The 20875-nt window shown below is 64.8% G+C and carries 18 protein-coding genes and 1 riboswitch; of the genes, 11 read left to right on the top strand and 7 right to left on the bottom strand.

What is annotated here, in order from left to right:
• Positions 1–255 precede the first annotated feature (255 nt).
• The 4 genes from F7R11_RS05845 to F7R11_RS05830 all read right to left on the bottom strand — a co-directional run bounded on the left by F7R11_RS05845 (position 256) and on the right by F7R11_RS05830 (position 4828).
• Entirely contained in the window at positions 256–1026 is a 771-nt protein-coding gene (locus F7R11_RS05845) for an alpha/beta hydrolase (RefSeq protein WP_064801869.1), read from the bottom strand.
• A 505-nt stretch (positions 1027–1531) separates the two neighbouring features.
• Complete coding sequence (locus tag F7R11_RS05840) at positions 1532–2842, bottom strand: voltage-gated chloride channel family protein (protein ID WP_064806177.1); 1311 nt, start codon at positions 2840–2842, stop codon at positions 1532–1534.
• 76 nt (positions 2843–2918) lie between these two features.
• Positions 2919–2989, bottom strand: a riboswitch (Fluoride riboswitch).
• 66 nt (positions 2990–3055) lie between these two features.
• On the bottom strand, positions 3056–4108 hold the full coding sequence (locus F7R11_RS05835) for an AI-2E family transporter (protein WP_064801863.1): 1053 nt from the start codon (positions 4106–4108) through the stop codon (positions 3056–3058).
• A 138-nt stretch (positions 4109–4246) separates the two neighbouring features.
• Positions 4247–4828 carry a TetR/AcrR family transcriptional regulator gene (locus tag F7R11_RS05830; RefSeq protein WP_064801860.1) on the bottom strand — a complete coding sequence of 194 codons (582 nt, stop codon included), beginning with the start codon at positions 4826–4828 and terminating at the stop codon, positions 4247–4249.
• Between the two features lie 174 nt (positions 4829–5002).
• On the opposite strand from F7R11_RS05830, the gene F7R11_RS05825 reads away from it, so the two are divergent.
• Together F7R11_RS05825 and F7R11_RS05820 are read left to right on the top strand one after the other, a co-directional pair.
• Entirely contained in the window at positions 5003–6061 is a 1059-nt protein-coding gene (locus tag F7R11_RS05825; RefSeq protein ID WP_064801858.1) for an MBL fold metallo-hydrolase, read from the top strand.
• Between the two features lie 462 nt (positions 6062–6523).
• Entirely contained in the window at positions 6524–8281 is a 1758-nt protein-coding gene (locus tag F7R11_RS05820) for a GGDEF domain-containing protein (RefSeq protein ID WP_064806175.1), read from the top strand.
• Positions 8282–8294: 13 nt separating this feature from the next.
• On the opposite strand, the gene F7R11_RS05815 is transcribed toward F7R11_RS05820, so the two are convergent.
• Positions 8295–9107: a DUF6597 domain-containing transcriptional factor gene (locus F7R11_RS05815; RefSeq protein WP_064806173.1), complete on the bottom strand. Its 813-nt coding sequence runs from the start codon at positions 9105–9107 to the stop codon at positions 8295–8297.
• Between the two features lie 120 nt (positions 9108–9227).
• Here F7R11_RS05815 and F7R11_RS05810 point away from each other — a divergent pair, with 120 nt between their 5' ends.
• Entirely contained in the window at positions 9228–9896 is a 669-nt protein-coding gene (locus F7R11_RS05810) for a glutathione S-transferase family protein (RefSeq protein ID WP_064801855.1), read from the top strand.
• A gap of 7 nt (positions 9897–9903) precedes the next feature.
• On the opposite strand, the gene F7R11_RS05805 is transcribed toward F7R11_RS05810, so the two are convergent.
• Positions 9904–11706: a methyl-accepting chemotaxis protein gene (locus F7R11_RS05805; protein ID WP_064806171.1), complete on the bottom strand. Its 1803-nt coding sequence runs from the start codon at positions 11704–11706 to the stop codon at positions 9904–9906.
• Between the two features lie 232 nt (positions 11707–11938).
• Between F7R11_RS05805 and F7R11_RS05800 the strand changes: the two genes are divergently transcribed.
• From F7R11_RS05800 to F7R11_RS05775, 6 genes are all read left to right on the top strand, one after another.
• Entirely contained in the window at positions 11939–13045 is a 1107-nt protein-coding gene (locus tag F7R11_RS05800) for an S-(hydroxymethyl)glutathione dehydrogenase/class III alcohol dehydrogenase (RefSeq protein ID WP_021196663.1), read from the top strand.
• A gap of 18 nt (positions 13046–13063) precedes the next feature.
• Entirely contained in the window at positions 13064–13930 is an 867-nt protein-coding gene (fghA, locus tag F7R11_RS05795) for an S-formylglutathione hydrolase (RefSeq protein ID WP_064801853.1), read from the top strand.
• Positions 13931–14149: 219 nt separating this feature from the next.
• Positions 14150–14974, top strand: a complete 825-nt coding sequence (locus F7R11_RS05790; RefSeq protein WP_031329896.1) for a paraquat-inducible protein A — start codon at positions 14150–14152, stop codon at positions 14972–14974.
• Entirely contained in the window at positions 14971–15690 is a 720-nt protein-coding gene (locus tag F7R11_RS05785) for a paraquat-inducible protein A (RefSeq protein ID WP_064801851.1), read from the top strand. The genes F7R11_RS05790 and F7R11_RS05785 overlap by 4 nt, the downstream gene beginning before the upstream one ends.
• Positions 15687–17330, top strand: coding sequence for a PqiB family protein (locus tag F7R11_RS05780; RefSeq protein WP_064801849.1), 1644 nt, complete (start codon positions 15687–15689; stop codon positions 17328–17330). The genes F7R11_RS05785 and F7R11_RS05780 overlap by 4 nt, the downstream gene beginning before the upstream one ends.
• Positions 17327–17968 carry a PqiC family protein gene (locus F7R11_RS05775; RefSeq protein ID WP_064801847.1) on the top strand — a complete coding sequence of 214 codons (642 nt, stop codon included), beginning with the start codon at positions 17327–17329 and terminating at the stop codon, positions 17966–17968. The genes F7R11_RS05780 and F7R11_RS05775 overlap by 4 nt, the downstream gene beginning before the upstream one ends.
• Before the next feature lie 11 nt (positions 17969–17979).
• Here F7R11_RS05775 and F7R11_RS05770 read toward each other — a convergent pair whose 3' ends face one another.
• Positions 17980–19452, bottom strand: a complete 1473-nt coding sequence (locus tag F7R11_RS05770; RefSeq protein ID WP_064801845.1) for an aminotransferase-like domain-containing protein — start codon at positions 19450–19452, stop codon at positions 17980–17982.
• Positions 19453–19646: 194 nt separating this feature from the next.
• Between F7R11_RS05770 and F7R11_RS05765 the strand changes: the two genes are divergently transcribed.
• Positions 19647–20015 carry a hypothetical protein gene (locus F7R11_RS05765; RefSeq protein WP_064801842.1) on the top strand — a complete coding sequence of 123 codons (369 nt, stop codon included), beginning with the start codon at positions 19647–19649 and terminating at the stop codon, positions 20013–20015.
• Between the two features lie 213 nt (positions 20016–20228).
• The gene (locus F7R11_RS05760; RefSeq protein WP_064801840.1) at positions 20229–20873 is read left to right on the top strand and encodes a hypothetical protein; all 645 of its coding nucleotides are present in this window, start codon (positions 20229–20231) and stop codon (positions 20871–20873) included.
• Positions 20874–20875: the final 2 nt, after the last annotated feature.

The raw sequence follows: 20875 nt of genomic DNA, 5'->3' as shown, positions 1-20875 counted from the left end.
CGCACCACTCTTCACGAAATCGCGAGAGGTGGATGGTGACCGCCCTGTGGAGAGGACAGCGTTGCGTGAACCAGACGTGGAGGGAGGAGCGGTGAGCGATCTAACCGCTGCCGCAGGATCGGCGAGGTAACCGCGTGTGCGAGCCTGACGAAGACGCGCAAGCCGCCACGTGTCACATGGCCAGCACAGATCGAACCGATGGTCTGCGCCGCCTCAGATCAACTCACCGGTCTGAAGCGGCGCCCCGCGTTTTCGTTAGTTCTTGATGGATTGCTTTGCAGCCTGCTCAATAAGCTTCGCCACTTCGGCCGGATGCGAGATGTAGGCAACGTGGCTGGCGTTCTTGATCTCGATCGTCTTGCTGCCTGCACGTGAGGTCATGAAGCGCTCCAGGTCAGGATTGATCGCGCGATCTGCGGTGGCCACGAGGGCCCAGCTCGGCTTCGTCCTCCAGGCTGCCTGCTTGATCGGCACGCCAAACGACTGCGCAGCTGGTGTCACCTGCGAGATCGCCATGAACTTGGCTTCAGCGGCGGGCACGTCGGCGGCAAAGTCGGCATGGAAGGCTGCCGGGTCAAAGTACAGGAAGCCATCGGGGGTCGGCTTGATGGCCTGGGTGGCGGGCGGCATCTTCTTGGTCAGGTCGAGCGGGCTTTCGCCAGTGTCGGGCTGGAACGCGGCCACATAGACCAGACCTGCGACCTTCTCGTGGTTGCCAGCCTCCGTGATGACGGCGCCACCGTAGCTATGGCCGACCAGGATGCTGGGGCCGTCCTGCGCCTCAACCACGCGGGTGGTGGCCTTCACGTCTTCATCGAACGACGTCTCGGGTTGCTGCACAACGGAGACCTGGTAGCCATCGCGCATGAGAATCTTGGCCACGGCCTGCCAGCCCGAGCCATCGGCAAAGTAGCCGTGTACCAGCACGATGTTCTTGACGGGCGCGGCCGCCGCGGCGTTCGAGCTAAACGCCACTGCTGAGAAGGCGACTGCGGCGGCGCGGATGGCGTATGAAAGGGCTTTCATGGTGACACTCCTTGGGGCTGTGGAAAAAGGCACATCGTCTGAAGGCGAAGCGGCAGAACGAACGGTGGATCAGGGAAGAACAGCCGCTGATCGACGCGTCGCCGGATATCCGTCTTGTGCACCAGTTGTTCTACCTATGAACAGCTGTGCGCATAGCGGATGTGACCTGAATCCTAGGAATGCCACCAAAATTACGCAAATACATAGCACCGATATCGACTATCCGAATTTCAGATAGTGGTGGCGAGCCTGTTCAGCCCCCCACGTCGCGCCTATCGCGCCAACGCCTTATGCACCAGCAAACTCGATGACCGGTTCGCAACGGAAGGGGAAATTGGAAATTGACAGCGTTCGCCCGGTAGCACAGCGCATGCGCTTTGGGATGCAGTTCGGTAGCCAGCGCACGCTCGATGACCATCGCGCATCTCAATGCAGCCAGAGCCATCGTGGTGCAACGCGTCGAAAACGACTGCGGAGGGAGATCGTGCGCGGCCTGATCCGCAGATCAGCGTTGTGGGCGTTCAGTGGAGTCTGCGGATGCCTGCCCGATCGCCTGCGCAGCAGACAGCCCAGCCCCGTCTGGCTCGGACGGGCGCTTTGCATGGCCGATGCGCTGCGCGTGATAGATACCGGCGTGGCCTGAGAAGAGGTAACTCACCACGCAAGCAATGCCGGCAAACGTGCCGACCTCGGGGCCGAAGAGCTCCATCGCCATCAGGGTCGATGCAATGGGCGTATTGGCTGCGCCCGCAAACACCGCAACAAACCCCAGCCCCGCCAACAGCGGGAATGGCAGCGGCAACACATAGCCGAGCGCATTGCCCAGCGTCGCGCCGATGTAGAACAGCGGCGTCACCTCCCCGCCCTTGAAGCCGGAAGCCAGCGTCACGATGGTGAAGGCAGCCTTGCCGGCAAAGTCGTATGCCGGCAGCGGCGTGTGGAATGCATCAACGATGACGGGAATGCCCAGCCCGAGGTACCTGTCTGTCCCCAGCGCCATTGCTCCCGCCACGACTGCGCAGCCGCCCAGCACCGGGCGCAGCGGCCCAAACGGAATGCGGTGCTTCAGCAAGCGGCCGAGCTTGTGCGTAAGCGCCGCAAACGTCTTGCCCGCCAAACCGAAGACGATGCCGGCCAACACCACCAGGCCAATCGCAACCGGCGTGAGATGCGGAACAAACGGAATCGCATACGGCGTGTGATGCACCCCCAGCAGTGGCGGCACCAGATCACCAATGATGGCCGCAATCAAGCACGGCAGGATCGCGTCATACCGCAAACGCCCGATGGCGAGCACCTCCAAGCCAAACACGGCACCGGCCAGCGGCGTGCCAAACACGGAAGCAAACCCGGCACTGATGCCGGACATCAGCAAGATGCGACGGTCGCCCGGGTCAAGCTTGAACAAGCGCGTCAGATAGTCCGCAAAACTGCCACCCATCTGGACTGCCGTCCCCTCACGCCCAGCCGAGCCACCAAAGAGGTGGGTGACAACGGTACCGAGCAGGATCAGCGGCGCCATGCGCTTGGGCACCACGCGCTTCGGGTCGTGAATCTCGTCGATCAGCAGGTTGTTGCCGCCCTCCACCGAACGGCCCGCGTAGTGATACAGCAGGCCGACGGCAAGGCCGGCCACGGGCAACAACCAAAGCAGCCACGGGTGCGCGATGCGCGTATCGGTCGCCCAGTCCAGCGCCAGCAGCAGCACCGCGGAGCCCAGCCCGGCAAGCGTGCCAACGAGCGACCCCAGCGAGAGCCAGCGCAACAGATACGCCAGCATGAGCAGCGGCTCGGAACGTGTGATCTTTGTCTTCATGATGGCCAGATTCGAAGAACGCAAACCTGGACGACAGGATGTCGTATGGACGTGTGCCTACAACTTCCCTGTCCAGGAACTTGTAGGCATCATCAGCTGGCAGTTGCTGCCGGCGGTTAAGGGAGGAATGCCATCTCCACAAGATCGCGAATTGTGCCTGAAATCAGCAACGCCGTGGGCATGCGCGTGACGCCCATCACGGCACAGGCCGTGTCACTCGGCCTGCCCGGAGCGCGCAAAGATGTCCCAGCTCGCCATGAACAGCGCGGCGACGAGCGGCCCGATCACAAAGCCGTTGATGCCGAACAGCGCCATCCCGCCCAGCGTTGAGATCAGCACGACCCAGTCGGGCATCTTCGTATCCTTGCCGACGAGGATCGGGCGCAGCAGGTTGTCGACAAGGCCGATCACGCCCACGCAGAACACCACGAGGATCGCGCATTTCCCCAGCTCGCCCGTCGCCAGGAAGTACAGCGCGGCCGGCACCCAGACAATGCTCGCGCCAATCGCGGGCAGCAGGGAAAGAAATGCCATCAGTGCGCCCCACAGCACGACGCCCTCAATCCCCACGACCCAGAAGATGAAGCCGCCGAGTGCGCCCTGCACCAATGCCACCGCAATGTTGCCCTTCACGGTGGCACGCACGACCGTGGTGAACTTCGCCAGCAGCAGGTTCTTGTGCTCCTCATCGAGCGGCAGCGCGCGGCGCACGCGACGGCCGATCTCGCCACCGTCACGCAGCAGGAAGAACACCATGTAAAGCATCACGCCAAAGCTGACGACGAACTGAAACGTGTTCTGACCGATGCTGAGCGCCTGGGTGGCGGCAAACTGGCTGATCTGCGCGGCACCGTCGCTAAGCTTGCGCTGGAGCGCAGGCAAGTTGGCCAGACCGTACTTGGCAAGCAACTGCTGGATCGACGTCGGCAGTACATGGATGGCGTCCTGGAAGTACTGCGAATAATTGGGCTGCGCGTTCTTGATTTCCTGATAGACGTAGGCCACTTCCTGCACGAGCGTGATGGCCACGAACAAGAGCGGCAGGATCACGATCAGGATGATGAGGGTGAGCGTGACAAGCGCGGCCAGATTGCGTCGCTTGTTGAACCGGGCGACCAGCCAGCGCTGCACGGGCTGGAACAGAATCGCCAGGATGCCCCCCCAGAACACCGCCCCAAAGAATGGCGAGAGTATCCAGCAAAGCCCGATGGTGACGATAAACAGCAGAAAGTAGAAAAAATACCGGCGGTCGTTTCCGCTATCCATGGTGCGCCTTCGCGTGCAGGTGAAGTCTGAAGGCCCCGGGCAAGGCCAGAGCCACGTGAGTTGAACCGGAGTATGCCCGCGACGGTGCTGTTGTCATAGCGGTTGCGCACGCCACCACCAGCGCAAACAAAGGTGGGGTTACACGGGCGTCGGGTTGCGCAACCCGAAGACCATCAGCGCAACCAGGCGTTTCGCACCGGCTTCCCAATCCGTGTCGACGCCGAACGTTGCAACACCGGCGATTGCGCACAGCAGTTCAAGCGGCTCGATCGGATGATGGATCTCGCCCGCCTCTCTTGCACGCTGCATCAGCAAGGTCAGTGCCTCGACGATCGCGTCGGCAGACAGGGTGCATACATCGCTCTCGCCGCCGGCCATGCAGTTGAGCACGTCGGCATGAATCTGCTTGTTGGCCAGATAGCCGACGAACAGGAGCAGCCAAGCCTGAATGGCGTCCAATGGCGCGCGTTCGGCGGACAGCTGCTGCGCAGCCTCCACGAGGCGATTGCCTTCATCCCGGTAGATCTCGTCGATCAGCGCCTCGCGCGTCGGAAAGTGCCGGTACAGCGTGCCGATCCCCAGGCCCGCCTCGCGCGCAATCTCTTCAAGGCTGGCGGAAACCCCCTTCTGCGCAAACGCCACCTTGGCCACGTCCAGCAGGCGTTGGCGGTTGCGTTCGGCATCGGCTCGGGGTTTTCGGTTTGTGATCTTCTCGGCCACTGAATCAGGTCTCGCTTGACAAACGGAGGATGCCTCCGCATATTAAGCGGAGGCCGCCTCATGTTATGTCCTCCCATCCGACGGCGCAAGGCATCATCACAGCGGAGGACGCATCAGCCGGGGCTCGATGCCCTTGCCTGGTCCGCTAGCCCCTTGCTGTTGGAGTTCCCCCTCATGTCCGCTTGGCCCTCACCGTCTGCCGCCCCGAGTACACCGACCGTCTCCGGCACAGATCGCGCTTTCCACAACGCAGCCCGCCGACCCAAGACCGGTTTCTGGGCAGGACTGCGTCTGCTGTGGGCCTTCATCAACAAGCCGACAGGTACGGTGCCGGACCAACCGGTGCCAACCCAGGCGTTGACGCGTGACGCACTGCTGGCGGCGCCCGATCGCTCGCTGTTCCGCCTCGGGCACTCGACCGTGCTGCTCAAACTGCGCGGGGTGTTCTGGCTGACCGATCCAGTCTTTGCGGAGCGTGCCTCGCCGGTGCAGTGGCTCGGCCCCAAGCGGTTCCACGCGCCGCCCATCGCGCTGGCAGACCTGCCGGAGATCGAGGCGGTCATCCTCTCGCATGACCACTACGACCATCTGGACCGCGCGACCGTCCGCACGCTGGCGCCCAAGGTGAAGCACTTCCTCACACCATTGGGCGTGGGCGATCGGCTGATCGATTGGGGCATTGCCGCCGACAAGGTGCAGCAGCTCAACTGGTGGGAATCGACCACGGTAGGCGGCCTGCAGTTCACCGCCACGCCGGCGCAGCACTTTTCAGGCCGCACACCGTTTGACAACAATCGCACGCTATGGGCGTCGTGGGTCATGATCGATGACGACCTGCGGCTCTTCTTCAGCGGCGACACCGGCTACTTCCCCGGCTTCAAGACCATCGGCGAGCGCTTCGGACCATTCGACCTGACCCTGATGGAAACCGGTGCCTACGACCCGCGCTGGGCCTACGTGCACATGCTGCCGGAGCAGACCGTTCAGGCGCATCTGGATTTGCGCGGGCGCCGGCTCGTGCCGATCCACAACGGCACGTTTGATCTGGCGTTCCATGCCTGGCAGGAACCGTTCGAACGCATTGCCGCGGCGGCGCGAGCTCACTCGGTAGAGGTGCTGACGCCAACCATCGGTGCGCGGCTCGACATGGTGCAGCCGGGTCCGACGCCCGCTTGGTGGCGCGCCCGGCCCGAAGCATCGCCGCTGGCTACCGAGCCTTCCACGGCAACCTGAGCTGCCCGCCACGCTACAAGTTCACCGGTCAATCATCGGCAGAACTTGCTCCCGCACGATCGCCATGATGTGCGATCGCTGTCGGCAGGCCGCCCATGACCTCCCATTGTCGTAGGTCAAGTCGCGCACGAACCTGCGCGCGCGAAATCACGGGCAACGGGTTCGCTGACAGCACCAGTACTGCTGCCACGACAGAAGTCTGTGACGCCAATATCCCAACGTTCCGCTCCAGGCACGCCACCGGGAATTCGCCGCGCACGCTAAAGGATCCGCAAGAATCTTTTTTCATTTGTTTGCAGTCTGGGGGCCGCACGCGCGTTCAATGGCGGCGTAAAGATGCCCTCCGTCCTGCCGTTAGGCTGGATGAGCATCGCGCACATCCGCTGCGCCGCCACCTTCGCCGATTTGCCCGCCAGGCCCGCCACGACGCCACTGCTCCCGCTCATGTCCTCAGAAACGTCGATGGACAGGCGCTTCGGCGCCAGTGTCGCCATCGTCCTCATCCCGGTGCTCTCGCTCTCATGCTGGCTGCTCGGCTATGCATGGCTTGCCTATGGCCGGGCAGATGACGCCGCGCGCAGCTTCCAGGCGCTGCGCGCCGTGCTGTTGACGATGGAGAGGGTCTCGGCCGAGCGCGGCCCCACCAACGGTGTGCTGGGCGAAGACCTGCCGCTGCCGGCCGAACGTACCGCCGCCCTGCAACGCATGCGCGCTGCCAGCGATGAACACTTCGCCACGCTACTCGCCACGCTGCAACCCGATCGCTGCCCCGGCTGCATTGCCGACGCCGATGCCGTGCGCCAGGCGCAGGCTGACCTGGCCAGCGCACGCCGGAACGTAGACAACCTCGTCGCCCTGCCCCTGCCGTCGCGCACCAACGGCGCGCTGGCGGATGCGGTGGACCGCATGATCGGGGTGATTCCCGAATTCATGCCGATCGTCAACGCGCGCACGGCCAACATCACGCGCGGCGACCCCGACGCGCTCAACTGCCTGACACTGGCCCGGCTGGCCGCCGACCTGCGCGAATATGCCGGCCAGCTCGGCTCGCGCTTCACCAGCGCGCTGGCCATGCGCCGCAAGCTCACGCTGGATGAACAGCTCGCCATTGCACGCACGCATGGCCGTATCGACCAGTTGCGCGCCATGATCGAAACGCGCGTCGTGCGCGGACCCGCGCTTGGCCAGCACGCCATGGACACACTGAATGCACAGTACTTTGGCGATGGCTTGCGCTATGTCGAAGCCGTGCGCGCCGCCACCAGCCAACCCGGCGGCGCGGATATCACCACCGGCCAGTTCGCCGAGCGCTATGTGCCGACCATGCGCGCCATCACCGATTTTCGCGACAACGTGTTGCGCCTGGCCGAAGACGATATTCGCGAGCACCGGCGCGCCATGCTCTGGGTGCTGCTGGGCTCGGCGGCGGCGGTGCTGTCGGTGCTGGGGGCGCTGGCGTGGATGATCGTCTCGTTCCGCCGTGACGTGGTGCGCCCGTTCGTCAACGCCACGCGCCTGATCGATGCCATCGCAAGCGGCAACCTGAGCCTGCATATCCCGACCAGCTTCACGCGGCGCGAGATCCGCGCGATGTTCGAGGCGATCCGCGTGCTGCGCATCAACAGCATCGAGCGGCGCCGGCTTGAACTGGAGCGCGCGCACCTGATGCAGGAACTCGCGCGCATGGCCGAGACCGACCCGCTCACCCAACTGCTCAACCGCCGCGCCTTTGAAGATCAGTCGATTGCGATGTGCAGGGCGCCCACACCCAAGGCACCGCTCATCGCGCTGGTGATGTTTGACGTCGACCACTTCAAGCGCATCAACGATACCTACGGCCACGCAATCGGTGACGAGGCACTGCGCACCGTCGCGCGCCTGTGCCGCACCGATGGCCGTGCGGCCGACCTGGTGGCACGCATTGGCGGCGAGGAATTCGCGGTGATGGTGTGGGCGGAAAGCCCGGAGCAAGCACGCAGCGTGGCCGAGCGCCTACGCAAGCGCATTGCCGAGGTGACCGTACCAACCGGCACCGACGTACCCTGCCGCATGACGGCCAGCTTTGGCGTGGCCGTGGCGCAGGCGGTGGACCACCCTTCGCTCGAATCGCTGCTCAAGCGCGCTGACCGCCTGCTGTACGAGGCCAAGCTGGCCGGGCGCAACCGTGTGATGACCGATCCGCCGTCGCCTGTACACGACCTGTCGGCGGCGGCCGAGTAAGACGTATGGCGCGTCAGGGTTGATTGGCGCGCCAGTACTCCGCCGGCGCCTTGCCGACCAGACGACGGAAATCGCGCGTGAAGTGCGCCTGGTCGAAATAACCCAGCGCGTGCGCAAGTTCTGCCAGATCGACAGTCGCGCCGTTGGCAAGCTGATCGGCCGCTTCATGCAGGCGGTAACGGCGGATCACCCACTTGGGCGTCACGCCAACGTACTCAGAAAACACCTGCTGCAGCGTGCGCTCACTCAGGGCCGCGCGTTCGGCAAGATCGCGCACCTGGGTCAAGCCTGCGTTCTGCTGCAGCATCTGCAGGATGGCGTGGATGCGCTCAACCTGCGGGTCGGGCGTCGGCAGCACACGCAGCAGCAGCGTTTCTGCGGCGGACACCATGCCCGCGTCATCCGGCGCGCTGAGCACGATGTCTTCGGCTTGCGCATCGTCGCAATCGAGCAGCGTGGACACCGGCAGCACCTTGTCGGTCAGCAGGTGCACGGGCTTGCCGAAGAACGCGCGGAAGGCGCCGGGCCGAAAGCGCAGGCCGATCACGCGGCCCGCCTCGGCCAGCGTGGTCTCGAAGGCGCCCGACACCACGCCAAAAATGCCCGTCTGCCGCCGGTCGAACACCACGTTTACGCACGGATACGGCAGTGTCCGCTGCGTAAATGGCGGCAGACCGCGCAAGTCCCATTCAACAATCCAGTGGTGATCCAGCACACCGGCCAGCGCGGCACTCGGCTGGTAGCGGTTCAAGCGAACGCGCTGACGAAAGGCCAGCGGATCGACCACGCCCTTGGGGCTGTCGGCAACGTCACGCAGGTCGGCCATGGAAGTGCCATCAGAAGCAATGCCGCGATGATGCACCGCCACAGCGGATTTTTCCAAGACGGTGCGGAATCGTCAGCCTACAGTGGCAATCTCAGATCCACGCACACACCGGAGACCACGATGTCGCAAGACCGCCACCTGATCCTCTACCACTCGCCGCGCAGCCGCTCGCGAGGCGTGCGCATGCTGCTCGAGGAACTGGGCGCCGACTATGAACTGCGCCCGTTCGACCTGAGCACGGGCCAGCATCACAGCCCCGAGTTTCTTGCCATCAACCCGCTGGGCAAGGTGCCGACGCTGTGCCACGGTGATGTGGTGGTGACCGAGCAAGCCGCCGTCTACATGTATGCGGCAGAGCTGTATCCGGAAGCCGGTCTGTCACCGGCAGTGGGCGATCCGCTGCGCGGCGCATACCTGCGTTGGATGGTGTTTTACGGTGCGTGCTTTGAGCCGGCCGTGGTGGACCACTCGATGAAGCGCCAGCCAGCCGCCTATTCGATGTCGCCTTATGGCGACTTTGACACCGTGATCAACACGATCAACGCACAGCTCGCCAAGGGGCCATACCTGCTGGGTGAACGCTTCACGGCGGCAGACGTGCTGTGGGGTGCCGCGTTGGATTGGATCACGAAGTTCAAGCTGATGCCGGAAACACCGCAGGTGCGTGCCTACATTGACCGCGTCATGGCGCGCCCGGCCATGCAACGTGCGCAAGCGGCCGATCTGACGCTGGCGGCACAACAGGACGCAGCCAAGGCGGCCGCCAGCGCAGCCGCCCCGGGAGCCTGAGTCAGGCTCAGTGCGACAGACGGAACTGCCCCACAGCCTCGTTGAGGTTGTGGGCCTGTTCCTCGAGCGATTCCGCCGCAGCGGCAGCTTGCTCGACGAGCGCCGCATTCTGCTGGGTCACCTGGTCCATCTGGTTGACGGCCTGGTTGACCTGCTCGATGCCACTGCTCTGTTCTTCCGACGCCGACGAAATCTCGCCCATGATGTCCGTCACGCGCTTCACCGCATCAACAATCTCGGCCATCGTCACGCCGGCCTGATCGACCAGCGCCGTGCCGTTGGAAACACGATCCACCGAGTCGCTGATCAGCGCCTTGATCTCCTTGGCCGCACCGGCTGAGCGCTGCGCCAGGCTGCGCACTTCGCTGGCCACCACGGCAAAGCCGCGACCTTGCTCGCCCGCACGGGCGGCTTCCACCGCAGCGTTCAGCGCCAGGATGTTGGTCTGGAACGCGATGCTTTCGATCACGCCGATGATGTCGGCAATCTTCTTGCTGCTCTCGTTGATGCCGCCCATGGTCTGCACGACCTGGCCGACCACGTTGCCACCGCGCGTGGCGACGTCTGATGCCGTCACGGCGAGTTGGCTCGCCTGACGCGCGTTGTCGGCGTTCTGCTTCACGATCGACGTGAGTTCTTCCATGCTCGATGCGGTTTCTTCCAGCGAGCTGGCTTGCTCTTCCGTGCGCTGCGACAGGTCGGCATTGCCGGCGGCAATCTCCTGCGCGGCGGAGCGCACCGAATCGCTGCCCAGGCGGATCTGCTGCATCACTGCCGTGAGCTTGTCGGCAAACGCATTGAACGAGCGGGCGATCTGCGCAACTTCGTCTTCGCCGTCCGACGGCAGCCGCTTGGTGAGGTCACCGCTGCCCGAGCCGATGTCGTCCATCGCATCGCGAATCAACGACAGGCGGCGGAACGCACGCGCAGTCATTGCGCCGACGATCAGGGCGGCGACGATGGCCACCGCCACCAGCGCGCCAATCGAGGTCATCACCAGCGAGCGCATGCCGGCCGTGGAATCAGACTTGTCCAGCGCCACGATCAGGCCCCAGTCGGTGCCCCTCACGCTCTGGCGCCACAGCAGCTTGGGAGCGCCCTCGATGCTGACTTCCGTCAGCTTGTCGGCTTGTGCCAATGCCGCCAGCGCGCTTTCGCTCAGCCCGGCGGCCAGGTCGGTCGCCGGCTTGAGCGTCAGCTTGTCATTCGCATGCGCGACGATCTTGCCGGCCGCGTTGACGAGGAAGCCGTAGCTGGCCGGCGTCGGATGAATGGCCTTGACGTTGGCGATCACGCTGTCCATCGCCACGTCACCGCCGATCACGCCCTTGAGGGCGCCGCCCTGCAGGATGGGCACCGCAAACGTCACCACGAGCTGGCCCGTGCTGGCGCTGACGTACGGCGGCGTCACCACCGGCTTGCCGGCGTCCACGGCCTGCTTGTACCAGGGGCGCGCGGTCGGGTCGTAGGTAGGCGGAATGCCTTCCGGGTTGGAGAATTTGTACGTCTTGTCGGGATAGCCGACATAGATGTTGATGAAGCCGCCTGCCTGGTGCACAGCCTTGAACACCGGCACCGGGTCAGCCGTGAGTGCAACATCTTGCAGGGACGCCACCATCTGCGTCTTGGTGGCAACCCACTCATCAATGGTGGAGGTACTGCCACGCACAATGGCCTGCAGGCTCTGACGGGTCGATTCTTCGTTGTACGAGCTGGTAACGAGGTAGTTAAGGCCACCAGCGAAAGTCAATGCGCCGACCACGATGGCAACGCAGGTCAGCAAAATGCGGGTACGAATGGAAGCAAGCACGGTATGGTTTCCTACGAAGCCCATGGCGGCGGTTCCGCCATGTAAGGCAAGCAGCACATGGCCCTGTCAGCCGTGCCGTCGCTCAAGAAACGGCCGTCGTAAGGAAATCTGAAGCCTGGTCTGATGCCAGTTACGCGCATGACACATTGCCGTGGCAGGCAACGCACTACAATCGCCCGTTTCGTATCAAGCCGATAGCCAAACGGCGCCTCATCTACCAAAAGGAGTCCACATGAAAACCAAAGCCGCCATCGCCTGGAAAGCCGGTGCTCCGCTCACTGTGGAAGACGTTGACCTGCAAGGCCCGCGCGCTGGCGAGGTCCTGGTCGAGATCAAGGCCACCGGCATCTGCCATACCGACTACTACACGCTCTCGGGCGCCGACCCGGAAGGCATTTTCCCGGCCATCCTGGGCCATGAGGGTGCAGGGGTGGTGCTGGAGGTAGGCGCTGGCGTCACTTCGCTCAAGGCCGGTGACCACGTGATCCCCCTCTACACGCCGGAATGCCGCCAGTGCAAGTTCTGCCTGTCGCGCAAGACCAACCTGTGCCAGGCGATTCGCGCCACGCAAGGCAAGGGTCTGATGCCCGATGGCACGTCGCGCTTCTCGCTCGACGGCAAGCCACTGTTCCATTACATGGGCACGTCCACGTTTGCCAACCACATCGTGGTGCCGGAGATTGCGCTGGCAAAGATCCGCCCCGATGCGCCGTTCGACAAGGTCTGCTACATCGGCTGCGGCGTCACCACGGGCGTGGGCGCGGTGGTGTACACGGCCAAGGTGGAAGCCGGTGCCAACGTGGTGGTGTTCGGCCTGGGCGGTATCGGGCTGAACGTGATCCAGGGCGCCAAGATGGTCGGCGCCGACAAGATTATCGGCGTGGACCTGAACCCCGCGCGTGAAGCCATGGCGCGCAAATTCGGCATGACGCACTTCATCAACCCGAAGGACGTCGGCAACGTGGTCGACCACATCATCCAGCTCACCGATGGCGGCGCGGACTACTCGTTCGAATGCATCGGCAACACGCAGGTCATGCGCCAGGCGCTGGAGTGCACGCACAAGGGCTGGGGCCAGTCGATCATCATCGGCGTGGCCGAGGCTGGCGCGGAAATCAGCACGCGCCCGTTCCAGCTCGTCACCGGTCGTGAGTGGAAGGGCTCGGCCTTTGGCGGCGCACGCGGCCGCACGGATGTGCCGAAGATCGTCGACTGGTACATGGAAGGCAAGCTCAACATCGACGACCTGATCACGCACACGCTGCCGCTGGAGCGCATCAATGAGGGCTTCGACCTGATGAAGCGCGGCGAGTCGATCCGGTCCGTCGTGCTGTACTGAGGATTGGAGAGCCACGCGATGACCATCCCCGTGCCCGCACTTGAGTTGATCTCCGAGCACGCCTGCTTTGGCGGCGTGCAGCGTTTCTATCGGCATGCCTCCACGGCGATCGGGCTGCCGATGCGCTTTTCGGTCTACCTGCCGCCGCAGGCGCTGGCTGGGGAGCGCTGCCCCGCGCTGTTCTATCTGGCCGGCTTAACGTGCACGGAAGAAACCTTTCCGGCAAAAGCCGGCGCGCAGCGCGTGGCTGCACGTGAAGGGCTGATCTTGCTCTCGCCCGACACCAGCCCGCGCGGCGCCAACGTACCCGGTGAAGCCGACAGTTGGGATTTTGGCGTCGCTGCCGGCTTCTATCTGGACGCGACGCAGGCGCCGTGGAGCCAGCATTACCGTATGGAAACCTACGTGGTCGAGGAGTTGCACCACATCGCGCGGGTGGCCTTTCCGGTGGCGGCGGGGCGCATCGGCATCTTCGGGCACTCGATGGGCGGTCACGGCGCGTTGACGCTGGCGCTACGCCACCGGGAGCGCTTTGCCTCCGTGTCTGCGCTTGCACCGATTGCGCATCCATCGGTCTGCCCGTGGGGCATCAAGGCGTTCACGGGGTATCTCGGTGACGATCGCGCCACCTGGGCCGCGCATGACGCCACGCTGCTGATGCAACTGGCCAGCAACCCGTTTCCCGGCGGCATCCTGATCGACCAAGGCGAGGCGGACGAATTCCTTGCCGAGCAGCTCTACCCTGAAGCCTTCGCTGCCGCATGCGCCACCGCAGGGCAACCGCTGCAACTGCGCCGACACGCCGGCTACAACCACCTCTACTACTTCGTCGCAACCGTCATCGAAGACCACCTGATGCACCATGCGGCGCAATTGCGCGCCTAGCACTAGCGCCAAGGCCCGCCAGCCATCCCAAAGAGAGGGAAACCTTCAAACAGTGTGACTGGCGGGATTCTTGCTGCACCCAAGGCATCCAACGCCGAATCTGCCGGCGTATTTATACATTCAAAGGCGAACGTATAATCGCCACCCACTCAGCTTAGCGTGGACTACGCTTCGCCAAGTGACGTAGCGGCCGGTTGTTGGCCGCATGCCGCCCAGACGATGGAGTTGTTCGACGTGAAATTCCCCTTCCCGCTGCCGCAGTCGTGGCGTGCGGCCCTGCCCGGGCTGGCGCCAGATGACGCATCGGGCGCTGCCTCCGCCACACCTGCCGCCCCGGTCGCACAGCCGCTCCCGGGAGACCCCGACGCGTGGATCGCCTGCGAGCACTGCGACACGCTGCACCGCCACGAGGTCATCGCGCTGGATGAAGAGGCCCGCTGCACGCGCTGCGGCGTCAAGCTGTATCGCAATCAGAGCGAGCGGCTCTCGGTACTGCTGCCGTTGATCGTGACAGGGCTGATCGTCTACTTCGTCGCCAACAGCTTCCCGATTGCCGAGCTCAACGGCGGCGGCAACCGCAACACCACCACGCTGTGGGGCGCCGTTGAAGCGCTTTACAACTACAACATGGTGTTTGCGGCGGTACTGGTAGGCCTGACCACGCTGCTGTTCCCCCTGCTGTACATGGCCGTGCTGGCACCGCTGCTGATTGCGCGACTGCGCGGGCGGCAACATCCGGCTGCGGCACTGGCGCTGCGCGCGGCGGCGTTGATCCGGCCCTGGGCCATGATCGAGATCTTTATGCTGGGCGTGGTGGTGGCACTCATCAAGGTGGCGCACATGGTGTCGCTGCAGGCCGATGCGGGCCTGTGGGCATTCGGCGCGCTCACGGTATTCATGACGATTGCGCTGTCGATCGACCTGCGCCCGTTCTGGCGCGAGATCGGCATGACGCTCCAGCCAGGCACGCAGGTCGATGCGCCCACCGGCATGGATGCGGCTGCCCGCCCCGGTGAAGCAACCGACGGCGAGGGACGCGCATGAGCACCGCCGCTCCCTCCTCGCAACCCGCCCGCCCCATCCGGGCTGCCGCACACGGCCTCGCCACATGCGAGCGTTGCGGCCTGCTCGCGCGCATGCCCGGTGCACAGACCGCCGCCCGGGCTGCGCTCGCACACGACGACGCGCCCGAGCACGCCGCCGCGCCGGTCTGCCCACGCTGCGTGTCGCCCATGCACGCGCGCAAACCCGACAGCCTGATGCGTTGCTGGGCGCTGTTGATCGCCGCCATGGCCATGTACCTGCCGGCCAACATGCTGCCCGTGATGATTACCGACACGCTGGTCGGCACGCAGCAGGACACCATCATGAGCGGCATCGTCTATCTGTGGACGTCGGGCTCGTGGCACCTGGCCATCATCGTGTTCATCGCCAGCTTTTTTGTGCCGCTGGCCAAGCTGGGCATCCTGGCGGTGCTGTGCCTGTCGGTGCAGCAGCGCTGGCGCTGGAACCCACGCTTTCGCACGCGCCTGTATGTGATTGTCGAAGCGGTTGGCCGCTGGTCGATGCTCGACGTATTCGTGGTGGCGCTGCTGGCAGGGCTGGTGCACCTGTCCACGCTGGCCGTCATCAAGCCTGGCCCCGGTGTCGGGCCATTCGCCGCCGTGGTGGTGCTGACCATGTTCGCCGCCCGCTGTTTTGACCCCCGCCTGATCTGGGACGCCGTCGACGAGCCCGATCCCGAAGAGACCGATGCATGACCGACCCTATTGATAAAGACAACGTCCCCCCGCCGCGTCGCATGAAACGCAAGCGCTGGCTGCCCTCTCTGATCTGGCTGGTGCCCATCGTTGCACTCGTGGTGGGCGGCACGCTCATGGCACGCGTGATCCTGGCACGCGGTGCGCAGATCACGGTCACGTTCAGTTCGGCCGAGGGCATCGAAGCGGGCAAGACGCGCGTGAAATACAAGAGCGTCGACATTGGCGTCGTGAAGTCCATCGGGCTGACGGACGATCGCTCCGGCGCCGTTGCCCTGATCGAACTCACGCACGACGGCAAGGCCTTCGCTGTCTCCGACGCGCGCTTCTGGGTCGTACGCCCACGTGTTGCGGCCGGCAGCGTCTCGGGGCTGGGCACGCTGCTCTCAGGCGCTTATATCGGCGTGGACGGCGGGCGCTCCCACGACAAGAAATCCACGTTCAAGGGGCTGGACACGCCGCCCGCCATCTACGCCGACACCCCTGGCAAGCAATTCACGCTGCATGCGCCAGATCTCGGCTCGCTCGATATCGGTTCACCGGTGTACTTCCGCCGCGTGCGTGTAGGACAGGTCACCAGCTACGACATCGATATCGACGGCAAGGGCGTGACGCTGCATGTCTTCGTGAATGCGCCGTTCGACAAGTTCGTCACACGTGGCACACGTTTCTGGAACGCCAGCGGGATCGACCTCAAACTCGACGCCAACGGCCTGAAGCTCGATACGCAATCCTTGCTGACCGTCGCGCTGGGCGGTATTGCCTTCCAGACGCCGGAAGAGGCCGACCATGAGCCGGCCACGCCCAACACCGAGTATCAGCTGGTGCGCAACGAAGCCACGGCGCTCAAGGATCCGGAGCACATTTCACAAACGGTGGTGATGTACTTCCATCGCTCCCTGCGTGGGCTGACCGTGGGCGCGCCGGTGGAGTTCAAGGGCATCAATGTCGGCGAGATCAAATCGATCGGCATCCACTACAGCAAGAAGCACCATGAGTTCGTGCTGCCCGTCACTGCCACGCTGTACCCGACGCGCTTTGGCATGGACATTCGCGACGACAACCCGCAACACGCGGTCGAGGATGTGCGCACACAGTTCGACGTGCTCATCAAGAACGGCATGCGCGCGCAGTTGAAAAACGCCAGCTTGCTGACCGGCCAGCAATTTGTGCAACTCGACTTTGTCGACCCGGGCGATCGCGAGAAGACGCCGCCGCGCTTCGGCATGCGCGATCGCGATGGCGCCTACGTCTTCCCGACTGCCGACAACCCGACCGACGACATCGAAGCGCAGCTCGCCGGCATCGCCAAGAAGCTCAACAAGGTGCCGTTCGAGCAGATCGGCCAGGACATGCATCGCGCGCTGGGCACGCTGGACGCCACGCTCAAGCAGACCGAGCAACTGGCCAAGACGGTCAACAGCGATCTGGCCCCGCAGATGAAGGAAACGCTGGCCGAGGCGCGCCGCACTCTGGAAACCGCACGGCAAACCTTCTCTGAAGATGCGCCGCTGCAACGCAACGCGCGCGACTCGCTGGATCAGGTTGCCAAGGCTGCCGCCTCGGTGCGCGTGCTGACCGATTACCTGCAAACCCACCCCGAAGCGCTGATCCGGGGCAAGGCAAAGGATGCGCAATGATGCAAACGTCGACGCTATCGTCTTCCCTTCGACTGGCCAGCGCCGTTGCCGCTGCCGCATTGATGGCGGCGTGCGCCTCGCCCGAGCCGACGCTGCATACGCTGTCGCTGCGCAACGAAGCCCCCGCGCCGGATGCACGCTTCCAGCGCGCCTTCCGCCTGTCTGGCGTGCGCGTGCCTGACCGTCTGGACAAGCCGCAGATTGTGCTGCGCACGTCTGACAGTGAAGTGCAGGCGCTGGAGCAGCAACGCTGGGCGGCACCCTTCGGCGCGGAACTGCGCGATGCGCTGTCGGCCAATCTGGCTGGCGCGCTGTCGGCGGTGGATGTGGGCGGTGGCGTGGTGCCTGCGGGCGTGCCGCTCTATCGCATTGCCGCTGACATGCGCAGCTACGATGCGCGCCCCGGCCAGAACGTGACGGCGCTGGTGACGTGGCGTGTGACGCGCGATGCGGCAACGCAGGCGCAGGGCTCCGCCACTGCCCTCACCTGCCAGAACACGTTGACGGTGCCGGCCAGCGCGGGTGTCGATGCCGTGGTGGCATCGACCCAGCAGTTGGTGCAGCAGTGGTCGCAGCAGATCGCACAGAGCGTGCTGGGTCTGGAGTCGCACGCAGCCATGCCGGCCTGGTGCCGGTAGTTGCGCCTCGCTTACGCTTCGGTGAGTTGCCGCGTCAGCTCGCCCAGCGTGGCCAACGCGGTCTCCAGGTTGGCCGAGGGCGCCAGCCCGAAGCAGATGCGGAAGAAATGATCGAAGCGGTTCAGGTTCGAGAACATCGTCCCCGGTGCAATGCGGATGCTGTGCTTGAGCGCCGCATCAAACAAGGCCACTGACGAAACGTTGGTCGGCAACTCCACCCACATCGCCAACCCGCCCGACGGCACCGACAACCGCGTGCCGGCGGGGAAACACTCCGCAATCGACTCCGCCATGCGCTCGCGCTGCTCGCGCAAGGTCTGACGCAGCGTGCGGATATGGCGGTCATACGCCCCCGAGGCGATAAAGCGTCCGGCCACCACCTGCAACAACGAATCGTTCGGCCGCGACTGCGCAAACTTCAGCATCTGCACGCGCCCCTGCCAACGCCCCGCCGTCATCCAGCCCAGGCGCAGGCCGGGTGCCACCGTCTTGCTCAGTGAGGCGCAGTAGATCACGTTGCCCGTGCGGTCCCACGCCTTGATGGCCTTGAGCGGCGTGTTGCTGTCGGCCAGCGGGCTGTAGGTGTCGTCTTCAATCAGGGCGATATTGTGCTGCTCGCAGAAGGCCACCATGCGACGCTTGGCCGCGTCGGGCATGATGCTGCCCAGCGGGTTCTGCAGATTGGGCACCACCACCACCGCGCGGATGTTGTCGTAGGCCTGCACCGCCATCTCCAGCGCTTCCAGCGACATGCCGGTGCGCGGGCTGGTGGGAATCTCCACGGCGCGCATGCCCAGGCTCTCCAGCACTTGCAGCAAGCCGTAGTACGTGGGCGATTCCACCGCCACCGTGTCGCCTGGCTGCGCCACTGCGCGCAACGCGAGGTTCACCGCTTCGATGCACCCATGCGTGACAACCACGTCGTCCGGCGCAATCTGCATCCCCATATCGAGCGCGCGGCGCGCCACGGCGATCTGGAATTCGGGATGCCCATTGGGCATGACGGCCTGCGTGAGCATGAACGGATGCCGGCGCAGCACCTGCGTGGTGATCCGGTTGAGCGCGGCCGCCGGGTACAGCGCCGGTGCCCCACTCGCGCCTGACAGATCGACACGCACATTGGCCTGCTGGCCGCGCGCCACGATAGCCGACACCCGCGCATGCACCCCCACGTAAGCAGCGGGGTCCGGCGTAGCCAATTCCGGCTCCTTCACCGGCGCAAGCAAGGCGCGGCGCGGCTGCCGCACGAAGTAACCCGAGCGCTCGCGCGCTTCCAGCCAGCCATCGGCCTCAAGATGCCGGCACACCTGCAACGCGGTCGACAGACTCACCCCATGCGTGCGCATGAGCGCGCGCACCGACGGCATACGCTCGCCCGGCATCAGCACCCCGCTGCGAATCGCGCCGAGGTAGTGATCAGCCAGCATCCGATAGAGAGGCTGCGCAGGCTGCGTGGGCGGGAGGGTCAACTCGGTGACGGTCATGACAGACGGGCGACGGTGGGAGTCTCCCGCAGATCATGCAGGCAGGGACGTCACCGCAACAGATACAGACAACGCAAAACTGTACCGTAACAGATGGGCACAATGCAGGCGCTGTTGTGGTGCAAGCAGCGCTTTCTGTGTCTGTTACGGCCCGGGGCGCATGCTTAGTCTGCAGTCATGTACAGGAGATCGACATGACTGCCAGCACCCCCGACACCCCGCTCCACACCGAATGGCCTGCCTTACTACGCGGTGAATCCCGCCTCGAATGGTTGCCCACCGGCACCGTCGTAGTGGTCCTGGCGGGCAGCATCACGTTGGAATACCCGCCGCGCTGGCTGGCCGGCGAGGCGTACCGGATCCGCCAGACCTTTACGGAGGGCCACGCGTATGCGCTGGAGACTTCCGGCTGGTGGGGCCTGTACGCAGACCGGCCGGGCGGCGCACAACTGCGCGTGCTCGTGCCCGCCGAACCAACGTACAGGTGGTCGCTGCTGACAACGCTGCGCCGCTGGCTCGCGCATCTCGGCGTGCGGCAGCAAACCCGGCGCGGACGCGCCTAGCACTCGCGCTGGGCAAAACGGGGGATTCGGTTCAACGCGATCGACATGGTCATCCCACGCAAAGGCAAGGGCGCCCCTGGGCAGCGGCGCGGCTAGCCGGCTAACCATTTGTAATCAAGTGCCGCCAGCGCATGCGCCGGCTGCGCCCTACACTGGCGCTCGGACTCGCGTCCATCCCCGCCCACGCTTAGGGCTCCTCCACTGGAAACCGCCATGCCACGCCTGTCTCCCGCAGCCGGCACCTTCGCCGCACTGGCCATCGCCGCCGCCTCGCTCTTCACGCAAACCGCCTTCGCCGCCGACAGCGCGCCGCCCACCCGTGTGCGCGCGACCATCGTCGCCACGCACGGCAACACCATCGATGTGACCGACAAGGCGGGGAACCAAGCCACCGTCACCCTGCCTGCTGAAGTGACGGTCACGGAAGTCGCCCCGATCGAGCCGTCTGCCATCAAGGCCGGCAGCTATATCGGCACGGCCGCCGTGAAGCAACCCGACGGCACCTTGCGTGCGCTGGAAGTGCACGTGTTTCCCGAAGCCATGCGCGGCACGGGTGATGGCCATCGCCCATATGACCTGGGCCCGAACAGCACCATGACCAACGGCACGGTCGAACAGGCCGGCGCCGTCACGAGCGTGTCGGGCACGCAGGGCCGTACGTTGTCAGTCAAGTACAAGGATGGGGAGCAGCGCATCGTGGTGCCGCCCGAGGTGCCGATCGTCACCTTCGAACCAGGGCAGCGTGATGCACTGACCGCCGGTGCGCACGTGGTGCTGTTCGTGCGTGCTGATGCGCAAGGCGCGTTGACTGCGCAGCGCGTGCTGGTCGGCAAGGACGGAATGGTCCCGCCGATGTGAGG

Origin of the sequence: Ralstonia insidiosa (assembly GCF_008801405.1) — a bacterium.
Classification (GTDB): Bacteria; Pseudomonadota; Gammaproteobacteria; order Burkholderiales; family Burkholderiaceae; genus Ralstonia; species Ralstonia insidiosa.
This window is presented reverse-complemented; position numbering and strand designations above follow the sequence as displayed.

Bases quoted from the DNA above. Each gene is read 5' to 3' on its own strand.
- F7R11_RS05845 (WP_064801869.1), bottom strand. From the start codon at position 1,026: ATGAAAGCCCTTTCATACGCCATCCGCGCCGCCGCAGTCGCCTTCTCA.
- F7R11_RS05840 (WP_064806177.1), bottom strand. From the start codon at position 2,842: ATGAAGACAAAGATCACACGTTCCGAGCCGCTGCTCATGCTGGCGTAT.
- F7R11_RS05835 (WP_064801863.1), bottom strand. From the start codon at position 4,108: ATGGATAGCGGAAACGACCGCCGGTATTTTTTCTACTTTCTGCTGTTT.
- F7R11_RS05825 (WP_064801858.1), top strand. From the start codon at position 5,003: ATGTCCGCTTGGCCCTCACCGTCTGCCGCCCCGAGTACACCGACCGTC.
- F7R11_RS05820 (WP_064806175.1), top strand. From the start codon at position 6,524: ATGGACAGGCGCTTCGGCGCCAGTGTCGCCATCGTCCTCATCCCGGTG.
- F7R11_RS05815 (WP_064806173.1), bottom strand. From the start codon at position 9,107: ATGGCCGACCTGCGTGACGTTGCCGACAGCCCCAAGGGCGTGGTCGAT.
- F7R11_RS05810 (WP_064801855.1), top strand. From the start codon at position 9,228: ATGTCGCAAGACCGCCACCTGATCCTCTACCACTCGCCGCGCAGCCGC.
- F7R11_RS05800 (WP_021196663.1), top strand. From the start codon at position 11,939: ATGAAAACCAAAGCCGCCATCGCCTGGAAAGCCGGTGCTCCGCTCACT.
- fghA (WP_064801853.1), top strand. From the start codon at position 13,064: ATGACCATCCCCGTGCCCGCACTTGAGTTGATCTCCGAGCACGCCTGC.
- F7R11_RS05790 (WP_031329896.1), top strand. From the start codon at position 14,150: ATGGAGTTGTTCGACGTGAAATTCCCCTTCCCGCTGCCGCAGTCGTGG.
- F7R11_RS05785 (WP_064801851.1), top strand. From the start codon at position 14,971: ATGAGCACCGCCGCTCCCTCCTCGCAACCCGCCCGCCCCATCCGGGCT.
- F7R11_RS05780 (WP_064801849.1), top strand. From the start codon at position 15,687: ATGACCGACCCTATTGATAAAGACAACGTCCCCCCGCCGCGTCGCATG.
- F7R11_RS05775 (WP_064801847.1), top strand. From the start codon at position 17,327: ATGATGCAAACGTCGACGCTATCGTCTTCCCTTCGACTGGCCAGCGCC.
- F7R11_RS05770 (WP_064801845.1), bottom strand. From the start codon at position 19,452: ATGACCGTCACCGAGTTGACCCTCCCGCCCACGCAGCCTGCGCAGCCT.
- F7R11_RS05765 (WP_064801842.1), top strand. From the start codon at position 19,647: ATGACTGCCAGCACCCCCGACACCCCGCTCCACACCGAATGGCCTGCC.
- F7R11_RS05760 (WP_064801840.1), top strand. From the start codon at position 20,229: ATGCCACGCCTGTCTCCCGCAGCCGGCACCTTCGCCGCACTGGCCATC.